The following is a 14,302-nucleotide window of genomic DNA, read 5'->3' as shown; positions in this document are numbered from 1 at the left end:
GGCAAGCACGACGTGCGCCATGGGTCGGGCCAGGCGCCATCGCATTCGTTGGTATACTTCGTCGCCATGATAGCCAATTTCGATGCGGATCGAGCACTCAGGCTCGCCCGCGACACTCTCCAGACCGAAGCCGATGCGGTTTCCGCACTTTCCGGACGCCTGAACGGCGACTTTGCCCGTGCCGTGCTGCTGATCCTGCAATGCACCGGGCGCGTGGTCGTCTCGGGCATCGGCAAGTCCGGCCATATCGGACGCAAGGTCGCGGCCACGCTGGCCTCTACCGGCACGCCGGCGTTCTTTGTGCACCCGGCCGAAGCCAGCCACGGCGACCTGGGCATGGTCACGCGCGACGACGTGCTGATCGCCTTCTCCAATTCTGGCGAGACCGGCGAGCTGCTGTCGATCATCCCGATCGTCAAGCGCATCGGCGCGCGGCTGATCTCGGTCACCGGCAACCCCGACTCCAACCTGGCCAAGCTGGCCGACGTCCACCTGGACGCGGCGGTCGAGAAAGAAGCCTGCCCGCTGAACCTGGCGCCAACGGCCAGCACCACCGCGGCGCTGGCGCTGGGCGATGCGCTGGCGGTGGCGGTGCTGGATGCGCGCGGCTTTGGCGAGGAAGACTTCGCCCGCTCGCACCCCGGCGGCGCGCTCGGACGCAAGCTGCTGACCCATGTGCGCGACGTGATGCGCACCGGCAACGCCGTGCCCGAGGTGCGTGAAAACACGCCGCTGGCCCAGGCGCTGATGGAAATCACCCGCAAGGGCATGGCCATGACCGCCGTGGTGGACCCGGACGGACACGCCATTGGCGTCTTCACCGACGGCGACCTGCGCCGCCTGCTGGAAACCCCGCGCGACTGGAAGACCGTGCCCATCGGCGAGGTCATGCACCGCAACCCGCACGTGGTCAACGAGAACCAGCTCGCCGTCGAAGCGGTGCAGGTGATGGAAGCCAACCGCATCAACCAGCTGCTGGTGGTGGATGACGACGGCCGCCTGACCGGCGCGCTGCATATCCACGACCTGACCCGCGCCAAGGTCATCTGAGCGGGCGCGGGCCCGGCACAACCGGCACAACGCCAAGGACACCATGCAGGCACTCCTCGCCTCCCTCAGCGGCATCGTCATGCGGCTGCTGCCGCTGCTGCTGATGGCCTTCGTGGCGGGCAGCACGTTCTGGCTGGTCCAGATCAACTCCCCCAAGGAAGACCTGGCCGCGCAAAACACCAAGAAGCATGAGCCTGATTACTTCATGGACCGCTTCTCGGCCACCGAGCTGGCGCCGGACGGCAGCACCAAGATCCGCTTCACCGGCGATCGCATGGTCCATTTCGAGGACGACCAGACCTACGAGGTGACCCGGCCCGCCATGCGCGCGTACGAGCCGGACCGCCCGCCGGTCACCGCCCGCGCCGATATGGGCCGCATGAACGCCGAGGGCTCGGTGATCGACCTGTACGGCAACGGCTTCGTCATGCGCCAGCAGGGCGCGGACGTGTCCAAGGACCCGCAGCTGACCGCCGCATCCAGTTATTTCCAGCTGCGGGTCAATGACGACATCGTCAAGACCGACAAGCCGGTCAAGCTGACGCGCGGCCCGTCGGTGATGACCGCCAACGGCCTGATCTTCAACAACGTCACGCGCGAAGTACAATTGCTCGGCAATGTACGCGGCACCATCATCACCGGGCCGACCCCGGGCCGCGCGCCGGGGTCCTGAGCCCCGGCCCGGGGGCCGCGCACGCAGTGCCGGCATGCGCAGCCGGTCCGCACCAACCCGCACCAACGTACCCAGACGCCCTCAAGCAACCCCTGCCAACATGACTGCTTCCCTGACGACATCGTCCCGTCGACGCACCGCCCCGGCCCTGCTCGCCCTGGCCATGGCCATCGGCCTGCTGGCCCAGCCCGCCCTGGCCGAGCGCGCGGACCGCGACAAGCCGATGGTGCTGGAGGCGGACAACGCCAGCTACGACGACGTCAAGCAGATCTATACGCTGACCGGCAACGTGGTGCTGACCAAGGGCACCATGATCCTGAAGTCCGACGCCGCCGAACTGCGCACCGACCCCGAGGGCTACCAGTTCGCGGTGGCCACCGCCAAGCCGGGCAAGCAGGCCTACATCCGGCAGAAGCGTGAAGGCGTCGACGAATACATCGACGGCTGGGGCGACCGCATCGAGTACGACGGCAAGCAGGAGTACTCCAAGCTGATCGGCAATGCCCGCATGGCGCGCCTGCAGGGCGCCAAGCAGGTCGACGAAATCCGCGGCGCGGTGCTGACCTACGACAGCCGCAAGGAGTTCTACACGGCCGCCGGCGGCGGCAGTGGCGACGCCGCGGCCGCCAATTCGTCCGGCCGCGTGCGCGCGGTGCTGTCGCCGCGCCAGGACCAGAAGGCCGGTGCCACGGGCAACGGCGGCTCGCCGCTGGACCTGAAGCCGGCGCCTGCGCCTGCCAACAAACCCTGACGCCTGGCGCCGGCTTGCCTGCCCGCGCCAGAGACGCCTGAACGCCAGACTGTGCCAATGACCGATACCGCAACCATCGCCGACAAGCCTTCCGTCGAAGCCTCCTCCATCCTTCCCGGGGGCAGCACGCTGGTCGTGCGCCACCTGAAGAAGCGCTATGGCTCGCGCACGGTGGTCAAGGACGTCTCGCTCGACGTGAAGAGCGGCGAGGTGGTCGGCCTGCTCGGGCCCAACGGCGCGGGCAAGACCACGTCCTTCTACATGATCGTGGGCCTGGTGGCGCTGGACGAAGGCGATATCGTGCTCGACGGCGACCACATCAGCGGCCTGCCGATCCACGAGCGCGCGCGCATGGGGCTGTCGTACCTGCCGCAGGAAGCCTCGGTGTTCCGCAAGCTCAACGTCGAAGAGAACATCCGCGCGGTGCTGGAGCTTCAGGTGAACAACGGCAAGCCGCTGCCCAAGGCCGAGATCGAGCGCCGTTTGGATTCGCTGCTCGACGACCTGCAGATCGCGCACCTGCGCAACAACCCGGCGCTGTCGCTGTCGGGCGGCGAGCGCCGCCGCGTGGAAATCGCGCGCGCGCTGGCGTCGTCGCCGCGCTTCATCCTGCTGGACGAACCCTTCGCCGGTGTGGACCCGATCGCCGTGGGCGAGATCCAGCGCATCGTCAGCTTCCTCAAGGCACGCAATATCGGCGTGCTGATCACCGACCACAACGTGCGCGAGACGCTCGGCATCTGCGACCATGCCTACATCATCAGCGAAGGCACGGTGCTGGCCGCGGGCCAGCCCGAGGAAATCATCGCCAATGACGCAGTGCGGCGCGTCTACCTGGGCGAGAACTTCCGCATGTGATTTAGCGGCCTGCCCGCGAGCGGCAGGCCTCTTCGCGGGCGCGCGTGGGCCCTCCCACAGCCAGCGGCGATCGGACCGCAAAAGCGATAGCAATTTCCGTTCCAACAACGGAAAGATGCGCATAGAATAGGTCGCATGAAACCGTCGCTACAGCTCCGTCTTTCCCAGCATCTGGCCCTGACCCCGCAACTGCAGCAGTCGATCCGGCTGCTGCAGCTCTCCACGCTGGAACTGCAGCAAGAGGTCGAACAGGCGCTGACGGAAAACCCGCTGCTCGAGCGCGAGAACGACTGGATCGAAAGCCCGCTGCGCGTGGCGGCGGACGGCTCGGTCAACCTGCAGAGCGCACCGGCGCCCGCCCCGGCAGAGCCCCAGGGCAATGGCGAGGCCCGCGCCGACGGCGCGGGTGACGACGACAGCTATGGCGACAGCGGCAACGGCGACGACTATGGCAGCGGCGACTGGAGCCTGGACGACTTTGCCCGCCGCCCCCAGGGCGACGAGGACGAAAAAACGCCGATGCAGCTGCGCGAAGCCGAGCCCACGCTGCGCGAGTACCTGATGGAGCAGCTCACGCCGCTGAAGATCTCGGCGCGCGACAAGGGCCTGGCCATCTTCCTGATCGAATCGCTCGACGACGATGGCTACCTGAGCGCGTCGCTTGAGGAGATCTGCACGGAGTTGCCGGAAGAACTCGAATTCGAGATCGACGAAGTCCACGCCATCCTCACGCTGCTGCAGAGCTTCGACCCGCCCGGCGTGGGTGCGCGCAACGCCGCCGAGTGCCTGGCCCTGCAGTTGCGGCGCCTGACGCACCCGCAGCGCGAATTGGCGCTGGACATCGTCACCAACCACCTGGAGTTGCTCGCAGTACGCGACTACACACGGCTGAAGAAGGCGCTGCAGGTCGATGAAGGGGCACTGAAGTCCGCTCACGAACTGATCCGCTCGCTGGCGCCCTACCCCGGCCATGCGTACAGCCGCCCGGAGGCCGACTTTGTGGTGCCGGACGTGTTCGTGCGCAAGAGCGGCGGCGGCTGGATCGCGCAGCTCAATCCGGATGTGATGCCGAGGCTGCGCATCAACGATATGTATGCGCAAATCCTGCGTGGCGCGAAGGGTGAGTCCGGCACGGCCGGGCTGCAGCAGAAGCTGCAGGAGGCGCGCTGGCTGATCAAGAACATCCAGCAAAGGTTCGACACAATCCTGCGTGTCTCGCAGGCCATTGTCGAGCGTCAAAAGAACTTTTTCAGTCACGGCGAAATCGCCATGCGCCCCTTGGTTTTGCGGGAGATTGCCGATACACTGGGTTTACACGAGTCAACCATCTCCCGGGTGACGACCAATAAATACATGGCAACGCCGATGGGTACTTTCGAACTGAAGTACTTCTTCGGCAGCCACGTGTCCACCGAAACCGGTGGCGCGGCTTCATCAACGGCCATCCGCGCCTTGATCAAGCAACTGATAGGAGCCGAAGACCCGAGGAATCCCCTTTCCGACAGTCGCATTGCCGAACTGCTGGGTGAGCAAGGCTTTGTTGTTGCGCGCCGCACTGTTGCCAAGTATCGCGAAGCCCTGAAGATCCCCGCAGTCAATCTCCGCAAGTCTTTGTAGCCGAGCCCACCGCCTGCCTGGTGAGGCTCTTTCAGAAGGAGAAGCGCTATGAACTTCAAGATCAGTGGACACCACCTGGACATCACGCCCCCTCTGCGTGAGTACGTGGAAACGAAGCTGGAGCGAATCGTCAGGCATTTCGATCAGGTCATTGGCGTTAGCGTGCTGCTCTCTGTCGACAACCACAAGGAAAAGGACCGGCGTCAGTACGCGGAAATCAATCTACATCTCAAGGGCAAGGACATCTTTGTCGAGGCGCATCACGAAGACCTATATGCAGCGATCGACGCACTCGTCGACAAGCTGGACCGTCAGGTGATCCGCTACAAGGATCGCGTGCAAGGCCACGACCGCGAAGCGGTCAAGTACCAGATGGCCGCAGCGCAAATGCAGCAATGACCGTGCCCGGCAGCCCCGCAGCGGGCTGCTGAATCAGGATTGAACAGGCAAGCCGCGCAACGAAGCGCGGCTTTTTTGCGCCCTTGCGTTCCGGGCTGGCGCCGGGATGCCGCGCCAGCACTGGCGGTGCGGCCCGGCTGTGGCGCCGGAGCCAACGCTTTTCACCCGAATGGGCAAGAGTGTTCGCAAGCGCTGCGCCAAGGTGTATGCTGCGCCATACAAAGAGAGGGAATCCAGGCCGCGCCCCGCATCGGTGCGCCGGCTCCCGGCCCGGAGGCATGATTGCATCACCATGTATCGTTCTGCACCGGCTTGCCCCGCTGCGCTGCACAATACGGGGGTAGTCGCTGCTCTATAATGGGCCGGACGCCTCCGGCCAGGCCAACGGCAGCCCGGAGCCAGCCCACTGCCCGGCGGAACGATCTGCCCGCTAACTGAAATCCTGCGCATCGCCCATGAATCGTTTGGCCAAATTGCTGCCACCCGGCAACATCACCCTCGACGTCAGCGTCACCAGCAAGAAGCGTGTGTTCGAGCAGGCCGGGCTCCTCTTCGAGAACAACCATGGTGTGGCGCGCGCCATCGTGACGGACAACCTGTTCGCGCGCGAGTCGCTGGGATCCACCGGCCTGGGCGCCGGCGTAGCGATCCCGCACGGCCGCATCAAAGGCCTGAAGCAGCCGCTGGCCGCCTTCATGCGCCTGGCCGAGCCGATTCCGTTCGAATCGCCGGATGGCAAGCCGGTATCGCTGCTGATCTTCCTGCTGGTGCCCGAACAGGCTACGCAGCAGCACCTGGAAATCCTGTCAGAAATCGCGCAACTGCTTTCCGACCGCGACATGCGCGAAGGACTGGCCACGCTGCCCACGCCCGATGCCGTCCATCAGCTGCTGATTGCATGGCATCCCTGATCCCCTGATCCCCCAAGCGGGCCGGCACCAGACCGGGCAGGCGCCAGGCGCTTCGCAAACCGCCCCACCAGTCATACCGCATGGAACTCACCGGCGTCACTTCCCAGTCCATCTTCGACGACAACGCAGCCGACATCAAACTCTCGTGGGTGGCCGGCCTGGAAGGCGCGGACCGCGCCTTCGACGTGGAGTTCGCCCGCGAAGCCACCTCCGCCGCCGACCTGGTGGGCCACCTGAACCTGATCCACCCCAACCGCATCCAGGTGCTCGGCAAGCCCGAGATCACTTATTACCAGCGACTGGACGACGAGACCCGCAAGCGCCAGATGGGCGAGCTGATCCTGCTCGAGCCGCCCTTCCTGGTGATCGCCGACGGCATGGAGCCGCCGCCCGACCTGGAACTGCGCTGCACGCGCTCGTCCACGCCGCTGTTCACCACGCCGGTGTCGTCGGCCGCGGTGATCGACCACCTGCGCCTGTACCTGTCGCGCATCTCCGCTCCGCGCGTGACCATGCACGGGGTATTCCTCGACATCCTGGGCATGGGCGTGCTGATCATGGGCGAATCGGGCCTGGGCAAGAGCGAACTGGGCCTGGAACTGATCTCGCGCGGCCACGGGCTGGTGGCCGATGATGCCGTGGACTTCGTGCGCCTGGGGCCGGATTTCATCGAAGGCCGCTGCCCGCCGCTGCTGCAGAACCTGCTTGAAGTCCGCGGCCTGGGCCTGCTCGACATCAAGACCATCTTCGGTGAGACCGCGGTGCGCCGGAAGATGAAGATCAAGCTGGTGGTGCAGTTGGTGCGCCGCAACGACGGCGAGTTCGAGCGCCTGCCGCTCGATTCACAATATCTGGACGTGCTGGGCCTGCCGATCCACATGGTCAAGATTCAGGTGGCGGCCGGGCGCAACCTGGCCGTGCTGGTCGAGGCCGCGGTGCGCAACACCATCCTGCGCCTGCGCGGCATCGATACGCTGCGCGACTTCATGGACCGGCAGCGCGCCGCGATGCAGGCCGATGCGGTTTCGCGCGGCCAGGGCCGCCTGCTCTGAGCTGAGCGCCAGCGTTTTCATTTGCTTACAACGGCGTTGACGCAGAACGTCAACGTTCTTCAGGCATGCTCCGTTTTGTGCTGTAATGGGCATCGCGCCCGTTACGGAAGCTGCAACGCCGGCAATGGCGCGCGGCCATGAAGTTTTCCACAGCCAGGAGAGCAAGCATGAAGAAACTGATCGCGATGTGCGCGCTGGTCACCCCGATGATCGCCGCCAGCGCTTTTGCACAGACCACCGCCACGCCGGCAACCCCCGCCACGCCAGCCAAGCCAGCGGCCACGGCTCCGGCAACGCCGGCCATGCCTGCCACGCCCGCCACCCCGGCTACCCCGGACAAGCCCGCAGCCAACGCCCAGCAGGACAAGATGAAGGCCTGCAATACGGAAGCCGCCGGCAAGAAGGGCGACGAACGCAAGGCGTTCATGAAGGAATGCCTGTCCAAGGGCGCGTCCAAGACCCAGCAAGAGAAAATGGCCTCCTGCAGCAAGTCGGGCAAGGGCAAGAAGGGCGACGAATACAAGGCCTACATGAAGGAATGCCTGTCCAAGGCAGCCTGAGCCGCAGCCAGCGCCGCAACCTGACGACAAAAGCATGGCGAACCGCGAGGTTCGCCATGCTTGCTTTGCGCGTGGTGTCATGACGCCTTCATCACGTGATGCTATGCTTCAGTTGCTATGCGCATCATCCTCATCACCGGCATATCCGGTTCCGGCAAGTCCGTCGCGCTGAACGTGCTCGAAGACGCAGGCTACTACTGCGTGGACAACCTGCCGGCTCAGTTCATCCCGGAACTGACCCGCTACCTCGACAGCCAGGGCTATACGCACCTGGGCGTCGCCACTGACATCCGCAGCCGCGAGTCGCTCGACCAGCTGCCCGACACCGTGCGCGCGCTGGCCGCGGAGCACCAGGTCGAAGTGGTGTTCCTGACCGCCAGCACCGACGCACTGGTGCAGCGCTACTCCGAGACGCGCCGGCGCCACCCGCTGTCGGTGCGTACCGACGGCATGCCGGGCCAGGGCGGTGAACCGGCCTTCAACGACACCGCGCTGATGGAAGCGATCGAGATGGAGCGCGCGCTGCTGAGCCCGCTGGCCGAGGCCGCGCACCGCATCGACACCAGCAATGTGCGCACCAATACGCTGCGCAGCTGGATCAAGGAGCTGATCCGCGACGACAGCCAGCGGCTGACGCTGCTGTTCGAGTCGTTCGGCTTCAAGCACGGCGTGCCCAGCGATGCGGACATGGTGTTCGACGTGCGCTCGCTGCCCAACCCCTATTACGACCTGGCCTTGCGCCCGCTGACGGGGCGCGACACGCCGGTGATCGACTTCCTGCAGGCCCAGCCAATGGTGCTGGCAATGGCCGAGGATATCCGCGCCTATGTGGAAAAGTGGCTGCCAAGTTTCATTGCCGACAACCGCAGCTACCTGACCGTGGCGATCGGCTGCACCGGCGGCCAGCATCGCTCGGTCTATATTGCGGAAAGGCTTGCCAACTACTTCCGGGCGCATGGTAATGTGCTGGTGAGACACCGAGAGCTCGCACCGGCGGGCTGACGCAGGCGGGACTGCCCACTGGCATCACTGGCATCTGCGCGCCGCGTTGGCCGGCTGGCCCATTGCTGCGCGATACCCAAGCTGGCACTGCATGTCCTCGACCGACCTCTACCGTCCCACGGGATCAGAAGATCCGCCACGGACGCTCGACAACCTGCCGCTGTTCCCGTTGCACACCGTGCTCTTTCCCGGTGGACGGCTGCCATTGCGCGTGTTCGAGGCGCGCTATGTCGACATGGTGCGCAACTGCCTGCGCGACAGCACACCCTTTGGCGTTTGCCTGATCGAAAGCGGCGAGGAAGTGGCCCGGCCGGACCAGCCCACCGTGCCCGAGCTGGTCGGCTGCCTGGCAGAGATTGTCGACTGCAACATGGAACAACTGGGCGTGCTGCTGATCCGCGCGCGCGGCCGCGAGCGCTTCCATATCGTCAGCCATGACACCCGCGACGACGGCCTGCTGGTCGCCCGCGCCGAGGTGCTACCCCCCGACATCATCGACTGCAAGCTGGAGCTGCTGGGCGAATGCCTGGATGCGCTGCGGCGCATTGTCACGCGGCTGCATGCCGAGCACCCCGACCGGCTGCCGTTCGACGAGCCCTACCTGTGGGACGACCCGAGCTGGGTCGCCAACCGGCTGTGCGAGTTGCTGCCGGTGCCGCTCAAGGCCAAGCAGATGCTGATGGCGCTGCCCGATGCCGGCATGCGCATCGAGATCGTGCACCGCTACATGCGCCAGAACCACATGCTCTAGGCACGGATCCCCGAGACCCCGCCAGGCTTCAGAACAGCCCGCCGCGCGCCTGGTCCTCCAGCAGCCTGCGCACCGGCGCGGGCGTACCCACCGCATCGAGATCATCAAGCGAGATCCAGCGCTGCGCGGCTTCCGCGGCGCTGTCCTGCGCCATCAGGCTTGCGCCGTCCGCACTCACATCGACCCGGATGGCGCGGATCAGCAGGCGGAAGTGCGTGAACACATGGGTCAGCTCGCCGGTCAGCGCGGCGCGCGCGGGCTTGCCAAAGGCGCTGGCATAGTCGAGCGCCGCCGCCTCGGCGGCTTCCGCGTCGAAGGGCACGGTCTCGACCGGCATCTCCGGCAGGCTCCACAAGCCGCCCCAGATGCCGCTGCCGGGGCGCAGGCGCAGCAGCACTTCGCGCCGGCGCCGCACCAGCAGCATTACCGTGCTGCGCTCGGGGATGGCCGCGCGCGGCTTGGGCGTGGGCAGCACGCCGGTGAGCCCATCGCGGCGCGCCACGCAGCCGGCCGACAGCGGGCACGCGCCGGCATCGGCCAGGCACGCCGGCTTGCCGCGCGAGCACACCGTGGCGCCCAGGTCCATCAGCCCTTGCGTATAGGCGATCATGTCCTCGGCCTGGCGCGGGCCTGCCGCCGGCAAGGCCAGCTCGGCCAGCTGCCACATGCGCGTTTCCACCACGCGCTCGCCCGGATGGCCGTGGATGCCGAAGCAGCGCGCGAACACGCGCTTGACGTTGCCGTCCAGGATCGGCGAGCGCACGCCGGCGCTGAACGCGGCGATCGCCGCAGCGGTGGAGCGGCCGATGCCGGGCAACGTGGCCAGCACCGCGGGATCGGTCGGGAAATGGCCACCGTGCTCGCTCACCACCTGCATGGCGCAACGGTGCAGGTTGCGCGCGCGCGAGTAATAGCCCAGCCCGGCCCATAGCGCCATGACCTGGTCGGCAGGCGCCGCCGCCAGCGCCTGCACCGTGGGCAGCTGCGAGACAAAGCGCTGGAAGTAGTCGATCACCGCGCTCACCTGGGTCTGCTGCAGCATGATCTCCGACAGCCAGATGCGGTACGGGTCGCGCGTGTTCTGCCACGGCAGGTCGTGCCGGCCATGCTGGCACTGCCAGTCGACCACGCGGGCGCCGAAGTCGGGCGGCACGCGGATATCGTCGGGGATGGCGGGAACGGCGCGGGGGGCTGGTTTGCGGGGCATCTGGTGAAACGTTCTGAAGCGCGGGGGCGCGCGGCGCACCAAAGAAAAAGGCGCCGCTAAGTGCGGCGCCACATGATATACCGGCTTCAGGATCTGGCTAGTGTCCTGTTCCGTAGATAGCTTGCCAAAATGAAATCGTCCAGTTGGTCGTCAGGCTAGGCGCGAGGAGGCGCCATAGCCGTAGCTATGGCAACGACGAGCAACGACGCATGGCGGCCAACTGGGCGATTTCATGGCAAGGTATTTGCGGAACAGGACACTAGGCCACCGCAAGGCTCGCGCGGTCGGCGGCGGCCGTCGGCCGCAGCAGCCGCTGCGCGTAGCCCTCGATACGGCCGCTGCGCTCGTCCAGGCCGTTGAGCACTTCCTCGAGCTCGGCAATGCGGCTTTCCAGCGTGTCGGTGGCCTCGTGGATGCGCTCGATCGAATCGACGCGCCGGCGCAGCTGCTTCTGGTGCTCGCGCACCTGCGCTTCCAGCGGCGTCATCACCGACTTGAGCCAGACCTCGATATCGCGGTTCAGGTCGCGGAAATTCTCCAGCACGCGGCTGGCCATGGTGCTGAAGGCGCTCTGCACCAGCTGCGGGCGCGAGCGCGTCAGCATGCTGACCGTGCCGAAATGCGCATGCACCAGGCGCAGCGTTTCCTCAAGCTCGGCCACGTAGCGCTCGGCAGTGAACTGCATCGGCGCGGGCAGCGTGAAGCCGTGCTCGGCGTTGAAGCGCCGGTACATGCTTTCGATCAGCTGGTGCAGCTGGCCGATCTTGTTATCGGCATCGGTCACCAGCCTGGTCAGCTGCGCGAACAGTGCGTCCATGTCTTCGCGCAGGCCGCGCGAGAAGAAGCGCTCTTTCATCTGCTCGCGCGCGCTGCGCATGGTGAGGCGCACGTCGCGCAGCTGCAGGCTCTTAATGATGTCGGCGCTGTGGCGGCCGAAGACCAGGCGCAGCGCCTGGAACTTGCTGATGCTCTGCTCGAACTCTTCCTTCTCGCCCTGCACGCGCATCAGCATGTGCTTGACCATCGCGTGGTTCTTGCCGCGCAGGCCGCGCAGCTCGAACAGCTGCTCGACGATATCGCGGCGGCGGCTCTGCAGCAGTTGCTGCGCGGCGCGCGCCATGTCCTGCACCAGCCGGTGCGCCTGGTCCGAAACGATCTCGCGCCGGCTCGGGATCAGCTGGTCGGACAGCACGTGCTCGAACTCGGGCAGGCCGCTGCGCGCCAGCAGCTCGTCGTCGTGCGTGACCTTGGCCACCAGACCCTTCTGCGCCGACACCGGATAGACGCGCGACTGCTCGATGCCCAGCACCTGCCCGGTGGTGGACACCTGCCGCGCAATCTCCTGCGCGATCTCGCCCGGCTCGCGCAGCGGATCCCACAGCCCGTCGATCTTGTTGAGCACCGCCAGGCAGCCGCGCCGGTGGCCGGCGCCGACATGGCTGCGCCACAGCTCCAGGTCGCTCTTGGTGACACCCGCATCGGCGGCCAGCACGAACACCACCACATGGGCGTCGGGGATCAGCCGCAGCGTCAGCTCGGGCTCGGTGCCGATCGCGTTCAGGCCCGGTGTGTCCAGGATCACCAGGCCCTGGCGCAGCAGCGGGTGCGGGAAATTGATGACGGCGTGGCGCCAGCGCGAGATCTCGACCATGCCCTCGGCATCGACCGCGTAGGCGGCATCGGGATCGTTCTCGTGGTACAGGCCCAGTGCCTCGGCCTGCGCGGGCGGCACGCGCACGGTCTGCACCACGTGCTGGAACGCAGCCAGCATGCCCTCGGGCGAAGACGGGTCCAGCGGCACCGAATGCCAGTGCGAAGCCGAGGTGCCGGCCTCCAGGAAGTCAGCGGTAGAGGCCTCCTGCAGGCGTGTCTCGATCGGCAGCAGCCGGATGCACGGCGGCTCGGCCTCGTCATAGCGCAGCTCGGTCGGGCACATCGTGGTGCGCCCCGCCGACGACGGCAGGATGCGGCGCCCGTAGTCGGCAAAGAAGATGGCGTTGATCAGCTCGCTCTTGCCGCGCGAGAACTCGGCAATAAAGGCGACCTTGAGGCGGTCGCTGCGCAGCACGTTCTGGATGCGCTGCACGCGGTCATCGGCCTGGGCGTCGTACAGGTCGTGCTGCTGCAGCCAGGACTGGAATTCGGCCAGTGACTGGAGGACCCCGGTTCTCCAGGCGCCGTATTGTTCGAATTGGTGGGCGAGCGTTGTCATGGAGCTGTTCGGCTGACTTGGTTTTACCTCGGGGCACGCCGCTTTCGCGCTGCGCCCGTGTTCGCGCAATGCCGGCCCGACCACTGTCTACCCTGCAAGCGGCTGGGCCATTTTGTAACTTTTTATGACTGCGCACACGATACAGGTTTCCACAGCGGTTTTGTGGAATTCACGTCCCTCGCTCATGCCTTGCACAAGGAGTGTTGCGCCGACCCATCGACAATCGCCTATGGCGCGCATTGTGCGCCACACGGCGCCTGCCCGGGCGGCCGCCGCCAGGGCTCAGTGCTGGCAGTTCGGGCAGTAGAAGGTGGAGCGCTGGCCCTGCACGATCTGGCGCACCGGGGTGGCGCAGACCCGGCACGGCTGGCCGGCGCGGTCGTAGACCAGGCAATCAAGCTGGAAATAGCCGCTGGCGCCGTCGCTGCCGACAAAGTCGCGCAGCGTGCTGCCCCCGCGCTCGATCGCCTGCGCCAGGGTCTCGCGCACCGCCTGCGCCAGGCGGTCGCAGCGCGCGCGGCTCAGGCGCCCGGCCGGGGTGGTCGGGCGGATGCCGGCGCGGAACAGGCTTTCGGACGCATAGATATTGCCCACGCCCACCACGATGCCGCCGGCCAGCAGCACGGTCTTGATGGCGGCGCTGCGCCCGCGCGTGTGGCGGTGCAGCCAGGCGCCGTCGAAGGCAGGATCGAAGGGCTCGATGCCGAGCGTGCGCAGCAGCGGGTGCGACGGCAGTTCGGCCTCGGGCAGCGTGCTCCACAGGATGGCGCCGAAGCGGCGCGGATCGCGGAAGCGCAGCACGATGGTGCCCGGTTGGGTGCCCAGCGCGGCGCCGGGCCCGGGGCCCAGCACCAGGTCCAGGTGGTCGTGCGCGCCGGGCGGCGGCGCGTCGGGCAGCACCCGCAGCGTGCCGGTCATGCCCAGGTGGACCAGCAGCCAGCCGGCCGGCTCGCCCGCCGCCTCGCTCACGCATTCCAGCAGCAGGTATTTGCCGCGGCGCTCGATCCGGCGCACCACGCGCTGGGCCAGCCGCATTTCCAGCTCCGGATCGACCGGCCAGCGCAGGCCGCGGTGGCGCACCGTGACCGCGGCGATGCGCCGCCCCACCACATGCGGCAGCAAGCCGCGCCGGGTCACCTCGACCTCGGGCAATTCTGGCATCGAACCTCTCCGTTGGTTACCGCTCAAAACTCCTGCGGCGCCTGCGGGCACCGGCCTGCGGCGCCAAGCAGCGCATTGTAGCGGCAGGCTACAATGGC

The 14,302-nt window shown here is 66.8% G+C and carries 14 protein-coding genes; 11 read left to right on the top strand and 3 right to left on the bottom strand.

Annotation, left to right across the window (positions count from 1 at the left end; all coding sequences use genetic code 11):
* The first annotated feature begins 66 nt into the window (after positions 1 to 66).
* The 11 genes from RS901_RS08255 (at position 67) to RS901_RS08205 (ending at position 9,624) form a co-directional block, all read left to right on the top strand.
* Positions 67 to 1,050: a KpsF/GutQ family sugar-phosphate isomerase gene (locus tag RS901_RS08255; protein WP_035822810.1), complete on the top strand. Its 984-nt coding sequence runs from the start codon at positions 67 to 69 to the stop codon at positions 1,048 to 1,050.
* A gap of 43 nt (positions 1,051 to 1,093) precedes the next feature.
* Complete coding sequence (lptC, locus tag RS901_RS08250) at positions 1,094 to 1,723, top strand: LPS export ABC transporter periplasmic protein LptC (RefSeq protein ID WP_316152785.1); 630 nt, start codon at positions 1,094 to 1,096, stop codon at positions 1,721 to 1,723.
* Positions 1,724 to 1,823: 100 nt separating this feature from the next.
* Complete coding sequence (gene lptA / locus RS901_RS08245; protein WP_316152783.1) at positions 1,824 to 2,474, top strand: lipopolysaccharide transport periplasmic protein LptA; 651 nt, start codon at positions 1,824 to 1,826, stop codon at positions 2,472 to 2,474.
* Between the two features lie 57 nt (positions 2,475 to 2,531).
* Positions 2,532 to 3,332, top strand: coding sequence for an LPS export ABC transporter ATP-binding protein (gene lptB / locus RS901_RS08240; RefSeq protein ID WP_316152781.1), 801 nt, complete (start codon positions 2,532 to 2,534; stop codon positions 3,330 to 3,332).
* 135 nt (positions 3,333 to 3,467) lie between these two features.
* Positions 3,468 to 4,949: an RNA polymerase factor sigma-54 gene (locus tag RS901_RS08235; protein WP_316152779.1), complete on the top strand. Its 1,482-nt coding sequence runs from the start codon at positions 3,468 to 3,470 to the stop codon at positions 4,947 to 4,949.
* Positions 4,950 to 4,997: 48 nt separating this feature from the next.
* Positions 4,998 to 5,348, top strand: coding sequence for a ribosome hibernation-promoting factor, HPF/YfiA family (gene hpf, locus RS901_RS08230; RefSeq protein ID WP_010814386.1), 351 nt, complete (start codon positions 4,998 to 5,000; stop codon positions 5,346 to 5,348).
* Between the two features lie 455 nt (positions 5,349 to 5,803).
* The gene (ptsN, locus tag RS901_RS08225; RefSeq protein WP_010814385.1) at positions 5,804 to 6,259 is read left to right on the top strand and encodes a PTS IIA-like nitrogen regulatory protein PtsN; all 456 of its coding nucleotides are present in this window, start codon (positions 5,804 to 5,806) and stop codon (positions 6,257 to 6,259) included.
* Between the two features lie 80 nt (positions 6,260 to 6,339).
* Positions 6,340 to 7,311: an HPr(Ser) kinase/phosphatase gene (gene hprK / locus RS901_RS08220; protein ID WP_010814384.1), complete on the top strand. Its 972-nt coding sequence runs from the start codon at positions 6,340 to 6,342 to the stop codon at positions 7,309 to 7,311.
* 167 nt (positions 7,312 to 7,478) lie between these two features.
* The gene (locus tag RS901_RS08215) at positions 7,479 to 7,871 is read left to right on the top strand and encodes a PsiF family protein (RefSeq protein WP_316152769.1); all 393 of its coding nucleotides are present in this window, start codon (positions 7,479 to 7,481) and stop codon (positions 7,869 to 7,871) included.
* 117 nt (positions 7,872 to 7,988) lie between these two features.
* Positions 7,989 to 8,873 (top strand): RNase adapter RapZ, encoded by an 885-nt coding sequence (gene rapZ / locus RS901_RS08210; protein ID WP_316152767.1) that lies wholly within the window; start codon positions 7,989 to 7,991, stop codon positions 8,871 to 8,873.
* A 91-nt stretch (positions 8,874 to 8,964) separates the two neighbouring features.
* A complete protein-coding gene (locus tag RS901_RS08205; RefSeq protein ID WP_316152765.1) occupies positions 8,965 to 9,624 on the top strand; it encodes an LON peptidase substrate-binding domain-containing protein in 660 nt (219 codons plus the stop codon).
* Between the two features lie 28 nt (positions 9,625 to 9,652).
* On the opposite strand, the gene mutY is transcribed toward RS901_RS08205, so the two are convergent.
* The 3 genes from mutY to mutM all read right to left on the bottom strand — a co-directional run bounded on the left by mutY (position 9,653) and on the right by mutM (position 14,204).
* The gene (gene mutY, locus RS901_RS08200; RefSeq protein ID WP_316152763.1) at positions 9,653 to 10,831 is read right to left on the bottom strand and encodes an A/G-specific adenine glycosylase; all 1,179 of its coding nucleotides are present in this window, start codon (positions 10,829 to 10,831) and stop codon (positions 9,653 to 9,655) included.
* 259 nt (positions 10,832 to 11,090) lie between these two features.
* On the bottom strand, positions 11,091 to 13,043 hold the full coding sequence (locus RS901_RS08195; protein ID WP_316152762.1) for a dynamin family protein: 1,953 nt from the start codon (positions 13,041 to 13,043) through the stop codon (positions 11,091 to 11,093).
* Positions 13,044 to 13,325: 282 nt separating this feature from the next.
* Positions 13,326 to 14,204 (bottom strand): bifunctional DNA-formamidopyrimidine glycosylase/DNA-(apurinic or apyrimidinic site) lyase, encoded by an 879-nt coding sequence (gene mutM / locus RS901_RS08190; RefSeq protein WP_316152761.1) that lies wholly within the window; start codon positions 14,202 to 14,204, stop codon positions 13,326 to 13,328.
* Positions 14,205 to 14,302: the final 98 nt, after the last annotated feature.

Source organism: Cupriavidus sp. BIC8F, from assembly GCF_032465815.1.
GTDB lineage: Bacteria > Pseudomonadota > Gammaproteobacteria > Burkholderiales > Burkholderiaceae > Cupriavidus > Cupriavidus necator.
This window is presented reverse-complemented; position numbering and strand designations above follow the sequence as displayed.

Coding starts and splice junctions, on each gene's coding strand:
- ptsN (WP_010814385.1), top strand. CDS start 5,804: ATGAATCGTTTGGCCAAATTGCTGCCACCCGGCAACATCACCCTCGAC.
- lptC (WP_316152785.1), top strand. CDS start 1,094: ATGCAGGCACTCCTCGCCTCCCTCAGCGGCATCGTCATGCGGCTGCTG.
- hpf (WP_010814386.1), top strand. CDS start 4,998: ATGAACTTCAAGATCAGTGGACACCACCTGGACATCACGCCCCCTCTG.
- hprK (WP_010814384.1), top strand. CDS start 6,340: ATGGAACTCACCGGCGTCACTTCCCAGTCCATCTTCGACGACAACGCA.
- lptA (WP_316152783.1), top strand. CDS start 1,824: ATGACTGCTTCCCTGACGACATCGTCCCGTCGACGCACCGCCCCGGCC.
- RS901_RS08215 (WP_316152769.1), top strand. CDS start 7,479: ATGAAGAAACTGATCGCGATGTGCGCGCTGGTCACCCCGATGATCGCC.
- mutY (WP_316152763.1), bottom strand. CDS start 10,831: ATGCCCCGCAAACCAGCCCCCCGCGCCGTTCCCGCCATCCCCGACGAT.
- RS901_RS08235 (WP_316152779.1), top strand. CDS start 3,468: ATGAAACCGTCGCTACAGCTCCGTCTTTCCCAGCATCTGGCCCTGACC.
- RS901_RS08255 (WP_035822810.1), top strand. CDS start 67: ATGATAGCCAATTTCGATGCGGATCGAGCACTCAGGCTCGCCCGCGAC.
- RS901_RS08205 (WP_316152765.1), top strand. CDS start 8,965: ATGTCCTCGACCGACCTCTACCGTCCCACGGGATCAGAAGATCCGCCA.
- RS901_RS08195 (WP_316152762.1), bottom strand. CDS start 13,043: ATGACAACGCTCGCCCACCAATTCGAACAATACGGCGCCTGGAGAACC.
- mutM (WP_316152761.1), bottom strand. CDS start 14,204: ATGCCAGAATTGCCCGAGGTCGAGGTGACCCGGCGCGGCTTGCTGCCG.
- rapZ (WP_316152767.1), top strand. CDS start 7,989: ATGCGCATCATCCTCATCACCGGCATATCCGGTTCCGGCAAGTCCGTC.
- lptB (WP_316152781.1), top strand. CDS start 2,532: ATGACCGATACCGCAACCATCGCCGACAAGCCTTCCGTCGAAGCCTCC.